Raw genomic sequence first — 16,784 nt, forward strand, 5'->3', positions numbered from 1 at the left:
GGCCAACGCCGCACGGAAGCGCCCAATGAAACCCATGCTCTATTGCTGCACCCTGCTAGCCCTCACGGCATGCGTGGCCATCTGGCGCATCGGCACCCCGGTCGATAGCGCCTCATGCCCGGGGTCGCCCGTGGCCTCCGGCCCCTTGAGCGGCTTCATCGACCAGCATGTCAACGACAGCCAGGGCGCCGACTGGCGAGACGACGGCGGCCCCTTGGGCATTCTTCAAGACCCGGCGGCCCAGGCGATCGTCCAGCATCCCGAGGCCTATTACTGCGAAGCGCTGGCGCTGCTGGCCGATCCGCAGCGCAGCGAGACGCAAAAGGTGCATGCCACGGCCTTGATGCTCTCGCTGCCCATCGATCACTACCTGGGCTGGATGGACGCCACCCACGGGCTGTACCAGCGCGGCGCCATCGACCAGGCCGTCATGCAGCTTGTGGTGTTCCCAAGGAGTACGGCGCTCGACTATTGGTGGCTGCCGCAATGGCGTTCGCGTTTCCAGCGCGATGCGCCGGGCTTGTATGACCCGGCCTTCGTCAGCCAGGCGCTCAACGGACAACACTGGTTCAGCTATCCCGGCCAAGGCTATTGATCCTGTGGCCGGAACGAACTGGCGATAACCTCGCTTCGTGTAGCCGCTGCCGCAGGCTGCGCACGGGCCGCCAGGCCTGAGTCCAGGGTGTGACTGATGCAACGCGGGGGATGGTTGGCGGGCGCTGCGCACCCGTACGCAGCCTCGCTGGTGCTCGACAGCGGCGACAGGGTTCGGCAACGAAAAAGGGCGACCGAGGGTCGCCCTTTTTCGCTATCGCAGGGTTCAGGCCGCGCTGAACAGCTTGTGCGGATCGATGACGAATTTCTTCGGCACGCCGGCATCGAACTCGCCGTAGCCACGTGGCGCGTCGTCGAGGCTGATGACCTGCACGCCCACCACTTCGGCGATGTTGATCCGGTCCCACATGATGGCCTGCATCAACTGGCGGTTGTACTTCATCACCGGGGTCTGGCCGGTGTGGAAGCTATGGGACTTGGCCCAGCCCAGGCCGAAGCGAATGCTCAGGCTGCCCAGCTTGGCGGCGGCATCCACCGCGCCCGGATCTTCGGTGACGTACAGCCCGGGAATACCGATCTTGCCCGCGACCCGCACCACGCCCATCAGCGAGTTGAGCACGGTGGCCGGGGCCTCGTGCTGGGCACCGGCATGGCCATGGCCACGGGCTTCGAAGCCCACCGCATCCACCGCGCAATCCACTTCCGGCTCGCCCAGTAAGGCGGCGATCTGCTCGTGCAGCGGGGTGTCCTTGGACAGGTCGGCGATCTCGAAACCCTGGGCCTTGGCATGGGCCAGGCGCACTGGGTTGACGTCACCGACGATCACCACTGCCGCTCCCAGCAGGCGCGCGGAAGCCGCCGCTGCCAGGCCCACCGGGCCAGCACCGGCCACATACACAGTGCTACCGGGGCCGACACCGGCGGTCACCGCGCCGTGGTAGCCGGTAGGCAGGATGTCGGACAGGCAGGTCAGGTCGCGGATCTTCTCCATGGCCTTGTCGCGGTCCGGCAGCTTCAGCAGGTTGAAGTCGGCATAAGGCACCAGTACGTACTCGGCCTGGCCACCGGTCCAGTCGCCCATGTCGACGTAGCCATAGGCACCGCCGGCGCGGGCCGGGTTGACGGTCAGGCAGACCCCTGTGTGCTGCTCCTTGCAGGAACGGCAGCGCCCGCAAGCCACGTTGAACGGCACAGAGACCAGGTCGCCGATCTTCAGGTTCTCGACATCGCTGCCCTTCTCGATCACCTCGCCGGTGATCTCATGGCCCAGCACCAGGCCGACCTGGGCAGTGGTGCGGCCACGGACCATGTGCTGGTCCGAACCGCAGATGTTGGTGGAAACCACGCGCAGGATGACACCGTGCTCGATCTTCCTGCCGCGTGGGTCCTGCATTTTCGGATAGTCGATCTTCTGTACCTCGACCTTGCCGCTGCCCAGATACACCACACCACGATTACCAGACATGCTTGTCACCTCTGTAGTTGTTGTTGTGACGAAAGTGGAGCCAGCTTCAAGCGGCAAGCTTCGAGCCGCAAGAAGAGTACACACCGCGTTCTTGCGGCTTGGAGCGTGTCGCTTTTTTGCTTGTCGCCTCTCGCTTGCAGCTTGCCGCTTGAGGCTTGTCGCTTGGTTTAAAGCACTACCGTGCGGTTGCTGTTGAGGAACACCCGGCGCTCGATGTGGTAACCCACCGCCCGGGCCAGGGTCAGGCATTCGATATCGCGGCCCTTGGCGATCAGGTCCTCGGGGTAGTAGCTGTGGTCCACCACCTCCACGCCCTGGGCGATGATCGGGCCCTCGTCCAGGTCGTTGTTGATGTAGTGGGCGGTGGCCCCCACCAGCTTCACGCCCTTGTTGTAGGCCTGGTGGTAGGGCTTGGCACCCTTGAACCCCGGCAACAGCGAGTGGTGGATGTTGATCGCCTTGCCGTCGAGCTTGCGGCACAGGTCCGGCGACAGCACCTGCATGTAGCGGGCGAGGATCACCAGCTCGGCGCCGGACGCCTCGATCACCTGCCACACCTGGCGCTCCTGGCCCGGCTTGTCGTTGGGATCGAGGGGGAAATGGTGGTAGGGAATCTGGTGCCAGTCGGCCAGGGGCTTGAGGTCCGGGTGGTTGGACACCACCGCCACCACGTCCATGGGCAACTGGCCGATGCGCTGGCGATAGAGCAGGTCGTTGAGGCAGTGATCGGCCTTGGAGACCATGATCACCACCTTTGGCCGGTAATGCGGGGCCGTCAGCTCAAAGTTCATCTCAAAGGCCCTGGCGCGCTCGGCCAGGCCCTCACGAAAGCCCTCCTCGTCGAGGCCATCGGGCTGGCGGAACTCCACGCGAATGAAGAACCTCCCCGAAAGCCGGTCGTCGAAGGAGTGGTGCTCGGTGACGTAGCAGCCCTGCTCGAACAGGAAGCGGGTCACCGCGTCCACCGTGCCGAGCACGCTGGGGCAGTCGGCGGTCAAGATCCATGTGTCGGGGGCGCGGCTCATGCTGGACAACTCCTGTTCTTGATAGGCAACCGCTACGCGGTCGAATCGCGGGCAAGCCTCGCTCCTACAATCCTGGCGCAGGCGCGAGGCATGCTGGCGACAAGGGTTCAGGCCTGAACGCTGAGGCCGTATTCGGCCGCGGCATCCTGCAACCACAGCCACCAGTAGTCGGAGAAGCTGCGGCGCACCAGCAGCTCCCAGGTTTCCTCACCGGTACGGCGGATCACCAGCTGCGACTTGGCGAACACCGTACCCACCGCCTTGCCCACCGGGAAGTTGCTGGGGTGCACGTCGTAACTGGTGGATTTCATCAGCACCCGGCGCACATCGGGGCCGGACAGCTCGAGGATCTGCTGGCCACCGCTGACGTTGACGATCTGGATATGCAACTCGCCCAGGGCCTCGCGCAGCTTCTGCTCGGCAGCGAACTCCTCGCCACCGGGCACGATCAACAGCCACTCGTCCGGCCCCAGCCATTGCAGGCTGGTCTCGCCCTTGCTCACCAGGGTCAAGGCGGCCGGCAGTTCCAGGCCCAGGGCCTTGTGCACCCCCGCGGCGAAGGCCGGGTCATGGCCATCGCCACGCAGGGTCAGGTGACCGAGGAGTTTTTTCTCGCGCAGGATCACCCCGGCGTTCTTGCGGCCCTTGCCCACCAGGCTCGGCAGGTCGGCGTGGTGCAATGGCGATTGCGCCTTGGCTTCGTCGTTCGGGCGCTGTTGGTAAACGTTGACTGCGGTCATAGAGCACCTGTCTTCAAATTCTTGCATCACACCCGTAGGAGCGGAGCTTGCCAGCGATGAGCACAACGCGCTCTGGCTGAGGCGCTGCGCCTATCGTTTCGCGGGCAAGCCTCGCTCCTACGGGATCTGGTTAGACGTTCTGCCGATCGCCCTTGGGATCGAAGAACACCGAAGAAACGATTTCCGCCTCGATCACCCGGCCATCGGCCAGGGGCGCGAAGACCCGCTCGCCCAAGCGCTTGAGGCCACCCTTGACCACCGCCAGGGCGAAGGAATACCCCAGGGAGTTGTGGGCGTAGCTGGAAGTCACGTGACCGACCATGCTCATGGGGATCGCCTGCTTGGGGTTGAACACCAGCTGCGCGCCCTCGGGCAGCCACTGGGTCGGGTCCAGCGGCTTGAGGCCCACCAGTTGCTTGCGTTCCTCGCGCACGCAGTCCTCGCGGTTCATCCCGCGCCAGCCGATCCACGAGAACGGCTTGGTACGGCCCACGCACCAGCCCATGTTCAGGTCGTCCGGGGTCATGGAGCCGTCGGTGTCCTGGCCGACGATGATGAAACCCTTCTCGGCCCGCAGCACGTGCATGGTCTCGGTGCCGTAAGGGGTCAGGTTGTACTTCTTGCCCGCCTCGACGATCTGCTCCAGCACGCCCATGGCGTAGTTGGCCTGGACGTTGACCTCATAGGACAGCTCGCCAGTGAACGAAATTCGGAACACCCGGGCCGGCACGCCGCCCACCAGGCCTTCCTTCCAGGTCATGAACGGGAAACCGTCCTTGTCCAGGTCGATGTCGGTCACTTCGCTGAGCAGCTTGCGGCTGTTGGGGCCGGACAAGGTCAGGGTGGCCCAGTGGTCGGTGACCGAGGTGAAGTACACCTTCAGGTCCGGCCATTCGGTCTGCTGGTAGATCTCCAGCCATTGCAGCACCCGGGCCGCGCCACCGGTGGTGGTGGTCATCAGGAAGTGGTTGTCGGCCAGGCAGGCGGTGACGCCGTCGTCGAAGACCATGCCGTCTTCCTTGCACATCAGGCCGTAGCGGGCCTTGCCCACGTCGAGTTTGGTCCAGGCATTGGTGTAGATGCGGTTGAGGAACTCACGGGCATCCGGCCCCTGGATATCGATCTTGCCCAAGGTCGAGGCGTCCAGCAGGCCGACGCTGTCGCGCACGGCCTGGCATTCACGCTTGACCGCGGCATGCAGGTCTTCGCCGTTCTTCGGGAAGTACCAGGGACGCTTCCACTGGCCGACGTCCTCGAACTCGGCGCCGTTCTGCACATGCCAGGCATGCAGCGCGGTAAAGCGCACCGGCTCGAAGATATGCCCGCAATGACGACCGGCCACGGCGCCAAAGGTGATCGGCGTGTAGTTCGGGCGGAACATCGTGGTGCCCATCTGCGGGATGCTGACGTTCAGCGAACGGGCGGCGATGGCCAGGCCGTTGACGTTGCCCAGCTTGCCCTGGTCGGTACCGAAGCCCAGGGCGGTGTAGCGCTTGACGTGCTCCACCGACTCGAAGCCCTCGCGGGTCGCCAGTTCGATGGCGGCAGCGGTGACGTCGTTCTGCAGGTCGACGAACTGCTTGGGCGCCCGTGCGGTGCCTTTTTCATGGGGCACCTGGAACAGCGCCAGGGTGGGCTCTTCATGCCGGGCCAGGGCCTTGGGCAACACACCCTCGACTACCTGGAACCCAGCCTCGCTGGCCGCGCGCACGCCGCCTTCGAAACCATCGGCCAGGGAGTCGCCCAGGCTGTAGACACCATTGATGCCGCCCACGCACACGCGTTTCTGCGGCGCTTCGCCCGGCACGAAACCGAGGATATCTTCGCGCCATACCGGCTTGCCGCCCAGGTGCGAAGCCAGGTGGACCACCGGGCTGTAGCCGCCGGAGCTGGCGATCAGGTCGCAGTCGAGCCACTCGCCGGGGCTGGTGACCTTGTGCGCCTTGACGTCGATGGCCGCCACCCGGGCGCCGGTCACGTGCTTGCTGCCGCGGGCCTCGATCACCGCGCTGGACGTCAGGATACGAATGCCCTTGGCCCGCGCTTCCTCCACCAGGGCACCACGGGGGTTGTGCCGGGCATCGGCGATGGCCACCACGTTCAGGCTGGCGTCGAGCCAGTCCAGGGCCACGCGATAGGCATGGTCGTTGTTGGTGGACAGCACCAGTTTCTTGCCCGGGGCCACGCCGTAGCGACGCACGTAGGTGGAAACCGCGCCCGCGAGCATGTTGCCCGGCACGTCGTTGTTGCCGTATACCAGCGGCCGCTCGTGGGCGCCGGTGGCCAGCACCACACGCTTGGCCCGCACCCGGTGGATGCGCTGGCGCACCTGGCCGATGGGCGCACGGTCCCCCAGGTGGTCGGTGAGGCGTTCGTGAATGGTCAGGAAGTTGTGGTCGTGGTAGCCGTTGACCGTGGCCCGCGGCAGCAGGATCACTTCCGGCAGGGCCTTGAGCTCGGCCAGGGCGCTGGCCACCCACTCGGCGGCAGGCTTGCCGTCCAGGCTCTCGCGGCTGTCCAGCAGGCTGCCGCCGAACTCTTCCTGCTCATCGGCGAGGATCACTCGCGCACCGCTGCGAGCGGCGGCCAGGGCGGCGGCCAGGCCCGCAGGCCCGGCACCGACCACCAGCACGTCGCAGTGGTGGTTCATGTTGTCGTAGCTGTCCGGATCGTTCTCGGTGGGCGAGCGGCCCAGGCCGGCGGCCTTGCGGATGTACTTCTCGTAGGTCATCCAGAACGACTGCGGATACATGAAGGTCTTGTAGTAGAAGCCCGGCGGCATCAGCTTGCCGCCGACCTTGCCGAGAATCCCCATCATGTCGTTGTTGACGCTGGGCCAGCCGTTGGTGCTGGTGGCCACCAGGCCCTGGTACAGCGCCTGCTGGGTGGCCCGCACGTTGGGGACCTGGGTCGCTTCGGTGGCGCCGATCTGCAGCACCGCGTTGGGCTCCTCGCAACCGGCGGCGAAGATGCCCCGGGGCCGCGAGTACTTGAAGCTGCGGCCGATGATATCGACCCCATTGGCCAGCAGCGCCGAGGCCAGGGTGTCGCCCTCGAAGCCCTTGTAGCTCTGGCCGTTGAAGGTGAAGGTCAGGACCTTGTTGCGGTCGATGCGTCCGCCGTTGGACAGGCGATTGGTCTGGCTCATACCTTCTCTCCCGCAGCCTTGGCGGTGAATTGCGGCTTGGTACCGATCTTGTAGGTTTCGAGGATTTCGTAGGTCACGGTGTCGCGGGTGGCGTTGAAGTACTGGCGGCACCCGGCGGCGTGGATCCACAGCTCGTGGTGCAGGCCACGGGGGTTGTCACGGAAGAACATGTAGTCGCCCCACTGCTCGTCGGTGCAGGCATTGGGGTCCAGCGGCCGAGGGATATGGGCCTGGCCGGACGAATGGAATTCCTCTTCGGAGCGCAGCTCGCCGCAGTGAGGACAGAAGATATGCAACATGGGATTTTCTCCTCGGACCGCTGATTAGTGGGCGACGGCCGCAGCGCCATGTTCGTCAATGAGGGCGCCGTTGTGGAAACGGTCGATGGAGAACGGCGCGGCCAGCGGATGCATCTCGCCCTTGGCCAGGCTGGCGGCGAACACGTTGCCCGAGCCCGGGGTGGCCTTGAAGCCGCCGGTACCCCAGCCACAGTTGAAGAACATGTTCGGCACCGGGGTCTTGGAAATGATCGGGCAGGCGTCCGGGCTGGTATCGACGATGCCGCCCCACTGGCGGTTCATGCGCACCCGGGAAAGGATCGGGAACATCTCGACGATGGCCTGGATGGTGTGCTCGATCACCGGATAGGAACCGCGCTGGCCATAACCGACCCAGCCGTCGATGCCGGCGCCGATCACCAGGTCGCCCTTGTCTGACTGGCTGATGTAGCCGTGCACCGCGTTGGACATGATCACGCTGTCGATAATCGGCTTGATCGGCTCCGATACCAGCGCTTGCAGCGGGTGCGACTCGATCGGCAGGCGAAAGCCCGCCAGCTTGGCCATGTGCCCGGAGTTACCGGCGGTGACCACGCCCACGCGCTTGGCCCCGATGAAGCCCTTGGTGGTCTCGACGCCGATGCAGGCGCCGTTTTCCTTGCGAAAGCCGATCACTTCGGTCTGCTGGATCAGGTCCACGCCCAGAGCGTCGGCGGCCCGGGCGAAACCCCAGGCCACGGCATCGTGCCGGGCCACGCCGCCACGGCGCTGGACGGTAGCGCCGAGGATCGGATAACGGGTGTTCTTCGAGCAGTCCAGGTAGGGAATCTCGTCCGCCACCTGCTGGGTGTTGAGCAGCTCGCCATCGATGCCGTTGAGGCGGTTGGCGCTGACCCGGCGCTCGGAGTCACGGATGTCCTGCAGGGTGTGGCACAGGTTGTAGACCCCGCGCTGGGAGAACATCACGTTGTAGTTCAGGTCCTGAGACAGGCCTTCCCAGAGCTTCATCGCATGCTCGTAGAGCTGCGCCGACTCGTCCCACAGGTAGTTGGAACGCACGATGGTGGTATTGCGCGCGGTGTTGCCGCCGCCCAGCCAGCCCTTCTCCACCACCGCGACGTTGGTGATGCCGTGTTCCTTGGCCAGGTAATAGGCCGTGGCCAGGCCATGGCCGCCACCGCCGACGATGACCACGTCGTAGACCTTCTTCGGGGTCGGCGTGCGCCACATGCGCTGCCAGTTTTCATGGTGGCTCAGAGAGTGCTTGAAGAGGCCGAAGCCCGAGTAGCGTTGCATAGTCATTGCTCCAATGGCGGCTCTCAGCGGTAGACCGGGAAATCGGCGCACAGGGTCGCCACCTGGCGGGCGACATTGGCCTCGACATCGGCATCGCCGAGGTGATCGAGGATGTCGCAGATCCAGCCGGCCAGCTCGGTGCACTGGGCGACCTTGAAGCCACGGGTGGTGACCGCCGGGGTACCGATGCGCAGGCCGGAGGTGACGAACGGCGACTGCGGGTCGTTGGGCACGGCGTTCTTGTTCACGGTGATATGGGCGCGGCCCAGGGCGGCATCGGCATCCTTGCCGGTCAGGCCCTGGCGGATCAGGCTGACCAGGAACAGATGGTTATCGGTGCCGCCGGACACTACATCGTAGCCACGTTTGACGAACACGCCGGCCATGGCCTGGGCGTTGTCGATCACCTGCTTCTGGTAGGCCTTGAAGCCAGGCTCCAGGGCCTCCTTGAAACACACCGCCTTGGCGGCGATCACATGCATCAGCGGGCCGCCCTGGGCGCCGGGGAACACCGCAGCGTTGAGCTTCTTCTCGATCTCTTCGTTGGCCTTGGCCAGGATCAGCCCGCCACGGGGACCGCGCAGGGTCTTGTGGGTGGTGGTGGTGACCACGTCGGCGAACGGGATCGGGTTGGGGTACAAGCCAGCCGCCACCAGCCCGGCAACGTGGGCCATGTCGACGAACAGCAGCGCCCCGACCTTGTCGGCGATCTGCCGGAAGCGCGGGAAGTCCAGGGTCTTGGAATAGGCCGAGAAGCCGGCGACGATCATCTTCGGCTGGTGCTCCACGGCCAGGCGCTCGACCTCGTCGTAGTCGATCAGCCCGGTGTTGGTGTCGATCCCGTATTGCACCGCGTTGTACAGCTTGCCCGAGGACGACACCTTGGCCCCGTGGGTCAAGTGCCCGCCGTGGGCCAGGCTCATGCCGAGGATGGTGTCGCCAGCCTGCAGCAAGGCCAGGTACACGGCGCTGTTGGCCGACGAACCGGAATGCGGCTGGACGTTGGCGTAGTCGGCGCCGAACAACTGCTTGGCCCGCTCGATGGCCAGGGCCTCGACCTTGTCCACATACTCGCAACCGCCGTAGTAGCGCTTGCCCGGATACCCTTCGGCGTACTTGTTGGTCAAGCCGCTGCCCTGGGCCTGCATCACTCGCTTGCTGGTGTAGTTCTCCGACGCAATCAGCTCGATGTGGTCTTCCTGGCGCTGCTCCTCGGCATTGATCGCCGCCAGCAGTGCATCGTCGTAGCCCTGGATCTGGTCTTGCTTGCTGAACATCACGTCTCTCCCAGCGGCGGCGCTGCGCCTTTCGTCTCGGTGAGGCCAGCCCTGAAGCTGCGCCCTTTGGATGCGATGGTATGACCGCCACGCAGAGCCCAGATGCCTATGGACGCCACGCAAAGATGCGTTTACGACATACCCCGGCGCCCACAGACAAATGCACCGGACAAAGGCTCTAGCCCCAGCCTCCCACCCCCACACCCCACGGCCGCTACGCGCCCGTAAGCAGCCTGCGGCAGCGGCTACACGAAGCGCACCTGTAGCCGCTGTCGAGCCACGGCGAGGCTGCGATAAGGGCCGAAGGACCTTCAGCGGATTCAAGATCCAGCGGCCGCTGCGCGCCCGTGCGCAGCCTTCGGCAGCGGCTACACGAAGCGAGTTGCACCCCACCCCGCGATGCGCCGCCCGGTAGGGCGCGCCGTGGGGCTGGTGATCTTGACCCACCCGCCCCCTGGGAAGGCCGAGTGCAGGTACTTATCAGGGGAATGGCGCGCAGCGCCCCTCGACGCAGTCGAGGACATCGCTGGAAGCGATGCCCCCTGAGAAGTACCGGAACGAGGGAACCCGAGCGCAGCGAGCGGCCGGACGTGGGGGCAAGCGTTTTTGGTTACTTTTTTGGCGTTTGAAAAAAGTGACCCGCCGTAAGGGCGGAACCATAAGCAAGCCACCCCACCGCCAACGGATATGTACTCCATCCCCAGGGCACCTGGCCGGCTACCAGGCCGCCACGCCCCAAGGCCGATCCTACAAAACTTGCAGAACCGTCTAGCTTGCCACCCACACCCCCTCCCCCCATGCTCCCCATTCGCCCAAACGGCGACCGGGTTTGGCGACCTGGAACTCAGCTACGAACAGATACGCTTGCACCGCTTATCTACGACGGAGCCTTCGCCATGACTCATCAATACATCCCCATCACCGGCATCGACTGCACCATCCCCTGCCTGTTCATCGACAAAACCGCCCCACTGGACGTCCTCCACGCCAACGGCACCACCCGCCTGCTGGCCATCACCCAGCTGTTCGAAAGCCTCTCGCGCACCGAGCTGAAACACGCCGACCACACCGACCTGCAACACATCGCCCACGTCGCCGCTATCCTCCTGCGCGACAGTTGCGACCTGCTAGGCGTGATGGGCTGGCGGCTCCAGGCCTGAACCGAATACGCTCCGCCCCCGACAGGGTGCGGAGCATCCTCATGGCGCAACGCCCTCCAACACCTGCCTCACCCCCAACAACAACAAAAAATGCCCCGGATACAACCAATAGGCCCACCGCCGCATCGCCGGCACCCACCCTCCACCACGCATCCCCCGCAACAGCCACATCCCCAGCCCCGGCGCCAGCAGACAAGCGACCAACCCCCAACCCGCCAGCGGATTACCCAGGCGCGCCGCCGCAAACAGCACCTCCCACTGATTGCCCGCCAGGCACACCACCCCCGTCAGCACGGCGAAATACCAACGCCGGCGCAGCACCAACAGCAAGGCCAATGGCAGCAGCACCCCGAACGCACCGAACATCAGCCACCGCGAAAACCCCACCGCCAGCCCCAGGGCTACCACCCCCAAAACCAGGTCAAGACCACTACGCCGCTGCCAGCCCCGCGCCACCAGCAACCCCAGGGCCAGGGTCGGCAGCACGTTCAGGGTGTCGGGCTCGGGAACGAACAACCGGTAGGGAATTTCACTGAGCCCGCTGAAGGCCAGCAGCCAACCCAGGTAGCGCCACTGCCCGGGTCGCCGCGCAGCGCCAACGCGCCAAAGATTGGCCGCCATCGCCAGGCAGAACCAGGGAAACGCCAGGCGTCCGGGCACATACAGCCAGTCCAGCTCCAGGCCCACATAGCGCAAGTGGTCCAGGACCATGCTCAACAGCGCCAGCCACTTCAGCGCATCCAGTGCGCCGTCGCGGTTCGGGGGAACAGGGGTCAATATCGCGTCACGCATAAATCCTCATGTGCCATGCATTATTACGCGCTAACAGAGCGTGTGCGGGGCCGTTATTCTTGGGTAAAGTGCGCACCATAATCGACCACGGAACCCTCTCATACGGAAGCCGGCCATGACCGACAAGAGCCAACAATTCGCCAGCGACAACTACTCCGGTATCTGCCCCGAGGCCTGGGCCGCCATGGAACAGGCCAACCATGGCCACGACCGCGCCTACGGCGACGACCAGTGGACCGCCCGCGCGGCAGATCATTTCCGCCGCCTGTTCGAGACCGACTGCGAAGTGTTCTTCGCCTTCAACGGCACCGCCGCCAACTCCCTGGCCCTGTCGTCGCTGTGCCAGAGCTATCACAGCGTGATCTGCTCGGAAACCGCCCACGTCGAGACCGACGAATGCGGCGCCCCGGAATTTTTCTCCAACGGTTCCAAGCTGCTGATCGCCGGCACCGAGAACGGCAAGATCACCCCGGCTTCGATCCGCGAAGTGGCCCTCAAGCGCCAGGACATCCACTACCCCAAGCCCCGGGTCGTGACCCTGACCCAGGCCACCGAAGTCGGCAGCGTCTACACCCCGCAAGAAGTACGCGCCATCAGCGACACCTGCAAGGAACTGGGCCTGAACCTGCACATGGACGGCGCGCGGTTCTCCAACGCCTGCGCCTTCCTCGGCTGCTCGCCCGCAGAGCTGACCTGGAAGGCCGGGGTCGATGTGCTGTGCTTCGGCGGCACCAAGAACGGCATGGCAGTGGGTGAGGCGATCCTGTTCTTCAACCACAAGCTGGCCGAAGACTTCGACTACCGCTGCAAGCAGGCTGGCCAGCTGGCCTCGAAGATGCGTTTCCTCTCGGCGCCCTGGGTCGGCCTGCTGGAGAACGATGCCTGGCTCAAGTACGGCCACCACGCCAACCACTGCGCGCAACTGCTGGCCAAGCTGGTGGAAGACATCCCCGGCGTGGAACTGATGTTCCCGGTGCAGGCCAACGGCGTGTTCCTGCAACTCTCGGAGCCGGCCCTGGCCGCGCTGACCGCCCGGGGCTGGCGCTTCTACACCTTCATCGGCAAGGGCGGCGCGCGCTTCATGTGCTCCTGGGACACCGAGGAAGAGCGCGTGCGCGAGCTGGCGGCGGACATCCGCACCGTGATGAGCGCCTGAGCCACGCGCCTGGCGAGGCAGCCCGCGCCTCGCTAAAAAGCCGGCCCCTGCGCGGGGCCGGCCATCAGTTCACAAATTCCTGAACTGATTATTTGCCTTCACTGATTCAACATCCGCGTCCTATATCAGAGACTCCGGGGTCGTCCTATAAAAACAAAGGCACCGCCCCATGACGACCACCTCCTGCGCTACCGCGAAAGCCCCGCCTGCGTCCCTCAAGATCGAAACCCGCTCCATCGACTATGTGCCGCGCAACGAGCGCCACGGCAAGGTCTGGCACCAGGGCCCGTTCTGGTTCACCGGCAACTTCGTACTCACCACCATGGTCACCGGCTTCACCGGCGCGGCCCTGGGCCTGGCCCTGCAATACGCGATCCTGGCCATCGTCATCGGCGTCTGCCTGGGCACCTTCTGCATGGCCTTCCATGCCAACCAGGGGCCACGCATGGGCCTGCCGCAGATGATCCAGTCCCGCGCCCAGTTCGGCCTGCGCGGCGCCATCGTACCCTTCACCGCCGTGGTGTTCGTCTACATCGGCTTCAACGTGTTCAACGTGATCCTGGCCACCGACGCCATCAACACCGTGATCCCCGGCGCACGAGCGCCCTGGTACTCGCTGATGATCGCCATCGCGGTGCTGATCGCGGTGGTCGGCCACGACCTGCTGCACAGCGTGCAGCGCTGGCTGACCTACGTGATGATCAGCGTGTTCGCAGTGCTCACCGTCAGCGCCCTGATGACCCTGCAAGCCGACTCGGCGGTGGCCGATGCGCACTTTTCCTGGTCGGCATTCCTGATCCAGCTGTCGGCCGCCGCCGGCTACCAGATCAGCTATTCGGTGTACGTCTCCGACTACTCGCGCTACCTGCCGCACCAGACGCCGTCGCGCCAGGTGATCTTCTGGACCTACCTGGGCGCCGCCGGCTCGGCCCTGTGGCTGATGTCCCTGGGCGCGTTCCTGGCCTCGGCCCTGCCCTCGCCGGACGCCATCGCCAGCGTGCGCGACGTCGGCAACCGGTTGATCCCGGGCTTCGGCACCTTCACCGTGCTGATCGCGGTGCCGGCGCTGGTGGGCATCATGGCGGTCAACTGCTACGGCGCCATGCTCACCGGCATCAGCGCCATCGACGGCTTCAAGTCGATCAAGCCCGACCTCAAGAGCCGGGTCGCCGGAATCCTGCTGGTGGCGGCGGTGATCTTCCTGATCGCCCTGAACATTCCCGAGAGCTACCTGGGCAGCTTCAACACCTTCGTGCTGCTGATGCTGTACTTCCTGGTGCCCTGGACCGCCGTGAACCTGGCGGACTTCTACCTGGTACGCAAAGGCCACTACGCCATCAGCGACATCTTCAACCCCGCCGGCATCTACGGCCGCTGGTCCGCCGCCGGGCTCACCGCGTACTTCCTCGGCCTGCTGGCGATGGTGCCGTTCATGTCCCTGAGCTTCTACCAGGGCCCGCTGGCCCTGGCCCTGGGCGGCGCCGACATCGCCTTCGTGATCGGCCTGGCGGTGGCCGGGCTGATCTACTGGGCCCTGACCCGCAACCTGGACCTGGCCGCTGAAGAACGCGCCATCCAGGCCAGCGAACGAACCCTGGAAGGAGCGGCCCGATGAATACCCCGAGCACCTTGAAAGTAGCCTGCCAGCAACTGGCGCCACGCATCGGCGAGCTGGACTACAACCGCGAGCTCGGCGCCACGGCGATCCGCCAGGCCGCCGCCCGGGGCGCCCAGGTGGTGGTGCTGCCGGAGCTGGTGCAGAGCGGCTACCTGTTCCACGACCGGCAGGAGGCCCTGGCCCTCTCGGAGACCCTGGACGGCCCCACCCTTAGCCTGTGGAAGGCGTTGGCCGAAGAGCTGCAGGTGGTGATCGTCGGTGGCTTCTGCGAGCGCCTGGAGCAAGGCCAGGTGGCCAACAGCGCGGCCCTGGTCGAGCCGGAAGGGGCTGTCACCCTGTACCGCAAAGCCCACCTGTGGGATGGCGAGAACCTGATCTTCACCCCCGGCAACGAGCCACCGCCGGTGGTGGCCACGCGCTTTGGGCCGATCGCCGTGATGATCTGCTACGACCTGGAGTTTCCCGAGTGGGTGCGCCTGCCAGCCCTGGCCGGGGCGGCGCTGCTGTGCGCGCCGGTGAACTGGCCCAATGGGCCGCGACCGGCCGGCGAACGCCCGGCGGAGATGGTCCGGGTGCAGGCCAATGCGGCGGTCAACCGGATGTTCATCGCCGCCTGCGACCGCTGTGGCGAGGAACGTGGAGTGGACTGGGTCGGTGGCTCGACCATCGTCGACGCCGATGGCTATCCGCTGGCCGGCCGCGAGCGCCAAGCCAGTGCACAGTTGCTGCTGGCGGAGCTGGACCTGGGCCAGGCCTGGCACAAGTCCATCAGTGAACATAACCATGTGCACCTGGACCGCCGCCCGGCGTTGTATTGAGCGCAAGGCCTGGTTGCGAGAGCGAGCCGCCTGTGGCGAGGCAGCTTGCTCCCGCGCCACGAAAGCCGATCAGAACTCCACGCGCACATCGCCCTTGGGCACGCTGCAGCACGACAGGATGTAGCCTTCGGCTTCGTCTTCCTCGGTGATCCCGCCGTTGTGCTCCATTTCCACCTCGCCCCCCAGCTTGAGCACCTTGCAGGTGCCGCAGATACCCATGCCGCAGGCCTTGGGGATCATCAGGCCAAGCTTGGCCGCCGCCGCGTGCACGGTCTCCCCCGGGGCCACGCGGATGCTCTTGCCCGAGGCGGTGAACTCCACCTGGTGCAGGTCGGCGGCATCCACCTCCGGTGCCTCGGCGGCCTGTTCGGCCTGCTCCACCGCATCGGCCCGGGCATCGGCCGGCGTCGCGCCGAACGACTCCTCGTGGTAGCGGGTCATGTCGAAGCCGGCGGCCTCCAGCAGGCGCTTGACCGCGTGCATGTAGGGCGTAGGACCGCAGCAGAACACCTCCCGCTCGAGGAAGTCCGGCGCCATCAGCTCCAGCATCTTGTGGTTGAGATAGCCGCGATAACCGGCCCAGGGCTCGCCCAGGCCGTGGCGTTCGCAGATCAGGTGCAGGCTGAAGTTGTCGATCCGCGAGGCCATGTGCTCCAGCTCGCGGTGGTAGATGATGTCCTTGGGCGAGCGGGCGCTGTGGATGAACACCATGTCGACATTGGCGTTGGTGTCGTAGAACCAGCGCGCCATGGACATCACCGGGGTGATGCCGACCCCGCCGCTGAGGTAGAGGATCTTAGGGTTGGGGAAGTCGATGGCGTTGAACAACCCCACTGGCCCGTGTACCGCCAGCTCCTGGCCCTCGTGCAGGGTGTCGTGCAGGTGGTTGGAGACCTTGCCGCCGGGCACGCGCTTGATGGTCACCGAGAAGCTGTAGGGCACCGACGGCGAACTGGAGATGGTGTAGGAGCGCATCACCGGCTGGCCTTCGATCTCCAGCTCCAGGGTGACGAACTGCCCCGGCTTGAAGAAGAACATGATCGGCTGGTCGGCCATGAAGCAGAAGGTCCGTACGTCCCAGGTTTCCTGGATGACTTTGACGCAACGGACGATGTGACGACCATTGGCCCAGGTCTGGGTGGTTACCGGGTTGAGGAAGGTGTTGGACATGCTGTTCTCCACGGCCGACTGTCGGCGTCTTGCCAGCGATTCTGCGTAAGGCGCCCAGGGCCTGTTTACCTATCCGCGACATTCACATGCTTATCGCGACCAGGCCCCGGCTACAGGGCCTACGGCGTCGGGAACAGATTGGGCCATGTCGCCCATGGATAAGGTTCGCGGCGCCTGCGGACCCACACTCGGCCCCACGACAACAGCTGCTTTTTTCGTGACTTGCGTAGCACCGACCGTAGCCACTCCCTAATACGCCGGCCGCACCGAACGGCCATGAGGACCT

The 16,784-nt window shown here is 65.4% G+C and carries 14 protein-coding genes; 5 read left to right on the forward strand and 9 right to left on the reverse strand.

All coding sequences use genetic code 11. From position 1 onward, the window contains the following. Positions 1-25: 25 nt before the first annotated feature. On the forward strand, positions 26-595 hold the full coding sequence (locus ATY02_RS33940; RefSeq protein ID WP_068583179.1) for a hypothetical protein: 570 nt from the start codon (positions 26-28) through the stop codon (positions 593-595). Positions 596-820: 225 nt separating this feature from the next. Here ATY02_RS33940 and fdhA read toward each other — a convergent pair whose 3' ends face one another. The 7 genes from fdhA to ATY02_RS33975 form a co-directional block, all read right to left on the reverse strand. Continuing rightward, entirely contained in the window at positions 821-2,020 is a 1,200-nt protein-coding gene (gene fdhA, locus ATY02_RS33945) for a formaldehyde dehydrogenase, glutathione-independent (RefSeq protein WP_031320644.1), read from the reverse strand. Between the two features lie 167 nt (positions 2,021-2,187). Further along, complete coding sequence (gene purU / locus ATY02_RS33950; RefSeq protein WP_068583182.1) at positions 2,188-3,045, reverse strand: formyltetrahydrofolate deformylase; 858 nt, start codon at positions 3,043-3,045, stop codon at positions 2,188-2,190. Positions 3,046-3,152: 107 nt separating this feature from the next. Beyond that, positions 3,153-3,785, reverse strand: coding sequence for a sarcosine oxidase subunit gamma (locus ATY02_RS33955; protein WP_068583186.1), 633 nt, complete (start codon positions 3,783-3,785; stop codon positions 3,153-3,155). Between the two features lie 130 nt (positions 3,786-3,915). After that, positions 3,916-6,933, reverse strand: a complete 3,018-nt coding sequence (locus ATY02_RS33960) for a sarcosine oxidase subunit alpha (protein ID WP_068605451.1) — start codon at positions 6,931-6,933, stop codon at positions 3,916-3,918. Next, the gene (locus tag ATY02_RS33965) at positions 6,930-7,232 is read right to left on the reverse strand and encodes a sarcosine oxidase subunit delta (RefSeq protein WP_022641500.1); all 303 of its coding nucleotides are present in this window, start codon (positions 7,230-7,232) and stop codon (positions 6,930-6,932) included. The genes ATY02_RS33960 and ATY02_RS33965 overlap by 4 nt, the downstream gene beginning before the upstream one ends. Positions 7,233-7,256: 24 nt before the next feature. Next, positions 7,257-8,507, reverse strand: a complete 1,251-nt coding sequence (locus tag ATY02_RS33970) for a sarcosine oxidase subunit beta (protein ID WP_022641501.1) — start codon at positions 8,505-8,507, stop codon at positions 7,257-7,259. Positions 8,508-8,530: 23 nt separating this feature from the next. Continuing rightward, positions 8,531-9,784, reverse strand: a complete 1,254-nt coding sequence (locus ATY02_RS33975; protein WP_068583163.1) for a serine hydroxymethyltransferase — start codon at positions 9,782-9,784, stop codon at positions 8,531-8,533. Positions 9,785-10,680: 896 nt separating this feature from the next. Between ATY02_RS33975 and ATY02_RS33980 the strand changes: the two genes are divergently transcribed. Then, positions 10,681-10,944 (forward strand): hypothetical protein, encoded by a 264-nt coding sequence (locus ATY02_RS33980; RefSeq protein WP_053134083.1) that lies wholly within the window; start codon positions 10,681-10,683, stop codon positions 10,942-10,944. Positions 10,945-10,983: 39 nt separating this feature from the next. Here the strand turns inward: ATY02_RS33980 and ATY02_RS33985 are convergent, their stop codons facing one another. Next, positions 10,984-11,736: a TraX family protein gene (locus ATY02_RS33985; RefSeq protein WP_068583158.1), complete on the reverse strand. Its 753-nt coding sequence runs from the start codon at positions 11,734-11,736 to the stop codon at positions 10,984-10,986. Between the two features lie 115 nt (positions 11,737-11,851). On the opposite strand from ATY02_RS33985, the gene ATY02_RS33990 reads away from it, so the two are divergent. The 3 genes from ATY02_RS33990 to ATY02_RS34000 all read left to right on the forward strand — a co-directional run bounded on the left by ATY02_RS33990 (position 11,852) and on the right by ATY02_RS34000 (position 15,328). Continuing rightward, positions 11,852-12,892 carry a low specificity L-threonine aldolase gene (locus ATY02_RS33990; RefSeq protein ID WP_068583155.1) on the forward strand — a complete coding sequence of 347 codons (1,041 nt, stop codon included), beginning with the start codon at positions 11,852-11,854 and terminating at the stop codon, positions 12,890-12,892. A gap of 169 nt (positions 12,893-13,061) precedes the next feature. Further along, positions 13,062-14,507: a purine-cytosine permease family protein gene (locus ATY02_RS33995; RefSeq protein WP_068583152.1), complete on the forward strand. Its 1,446-nt coding sequence runs from the start codon at positions 13,062-13,064 to the stop codon at positions 14,505-14,507. Continuing rightward, complete coding sequence (locus ATY02_RS34000; RefSeq protein ID WP_068583149.1) at positions 14,504-15,328, forward strand: nitrilase-related carbon-nitrogen hydrolase; 825 nt, start codon at positions 14,504-14,506, stop codon at positions 15,326-15,328. The genes ATY02_RS33995 and ATY02_RS34000 overlap by 4 nt, the downstream gene beginning before the upstream one ends. Before the next feature lie 69 nt (positions 15,329-15,397). On the opposite strand, the gene gbcB is transcribed toward ATY02_RS34000, so the two are convergent. Continuing rightward, positions 15,398-16,498, reverse strand: a complete 1,101-nt coding sequence (gene gbcB / locus ATY02_RS34005; RefSeq protein ID WP_022641507.1) for a glycine-betaine demethylase subunit GbcB — start codon at positions 16,496-16,498, stop codon at positions 15,398-15,400. Positions 16,499-16,784: the final 286 nt, after the last annotated feature.

Source organism: Pseudomonas sp. BIOMIG1BAC (genome assembly GCF_001705995.2).
Classification (GTDB): Bacteria; Pseudomonadota; Gammaproteobacteria; order Pseudomonadales; family Pseudomonadaceae; genus Aquipseudomonas; species Aquipseudomonas sessilinigenes.

What these genes read in the sequence shown, in the direction of transcription:
- ATY02_RS33940 (WP_068583179.1), top strand. Translation starts at nt 26, where the DNA reads ATGAAACCCATGCTCTATTGCTGCACCCTGCTAGCCCTCACGGCATGC.
- fdhA (WP_031320644.1), bottom strand. Translation starts at nt 2,020, where the DNA reads ATGTCTGGTAATCGTGGTGTGGTGTATCTGGGCAGCGGCAAGGTCGAG.
- purU (WP_068583182.1), bottom strand. Translation starts at nt 3,045, where the DNA reads ATGAGCCGCGCCCCCGACACATGGATCTTGACCGCCGACTGCCCCAGC.
- ATY02_RS33955 (WP_068583186.1), bottom strand. Translation starts at nt 3,785, where the DNA reads ATGACCGCAGTCAACGTTTACCAACAGCGCCCGAACGACGAAGCCAAG.
- ATY02_RS33960 (WP_068605451.1), bottom strand. Translation starts at nt 6,933, where the DNA reads ATGAGCCAGACCAATCGCCTGTCCAACGGCGGACGCATCGACCGCAAC.
- ATY02_RS33965 (WP_022641500.1), bottom strand. Translation starts at nt 7,232, where the DNA reads ATGTTGCATATCTTCTGTCCTCACTGCGGCGAGCTGCGCTCCGAAGAG.
- ATY02_RS33970 (WP_022641501.1), bottom strand. Translation starts at nt 8,507, where the DNA reads ATGCAACGCTACTCGGGCTTCGGCCTCTTCAAGCACTCTCTGAGCCAC.
- ATY02_RS33975 (WP_068583163.1), bottom strand. Translation starts at nt 9,784, where the DNA reads ATGTTCAGCAAGCAAGACCAGATCCAGGGCTACGACGATGCACTGCTG.
- ATY02_RS33980 (WP_053134083.1), top strand. Translation starts at nt 10,681, where the DNA reads ATGACTCATCAATACATCCCCATCACCGGCATCGACTGCACCATCCCC.
- ATY02_RS33985 (WP_068583158.1), bottom strand. Translation starts at nt 11,736, where the DNA reads ATGCGTGACGCGATATTGACCCCTGTTCCCCCGAACCGCGACGGCGCA.
- ATY02_RS33990 (WP_068583155.1), top strand. Translation starts at nt 11,852, where the DNA reads ATGACCGACAAGAGCCAACAATTCGCCAGCGACAACTACTCCGGTATC.
- ATY02_RS33995 (WP_068583152.1), top strand. Translation starts at nt 13,062, where the DNA reads ATGACGACCACCTCCTGCGCTACCGCGAAAGCCCCGCCTGCGTCCCTC.
- ATY02_RS34000 (WP_068583149.1), top strand. Translation starts at nt 14,504, where the DNA reads ATGAATACCCCGAGCACCTTGAAAGTAGCCTGCCAGCAACTGGCGCCA.
- gbcB (WP_022641507.1), bottom strand. Translation starts at nt 16,498, where the DNA reads ATGTCCAACACCTTCCTCAACCCGGTAACCACCCAGACCTGGGCCAAT.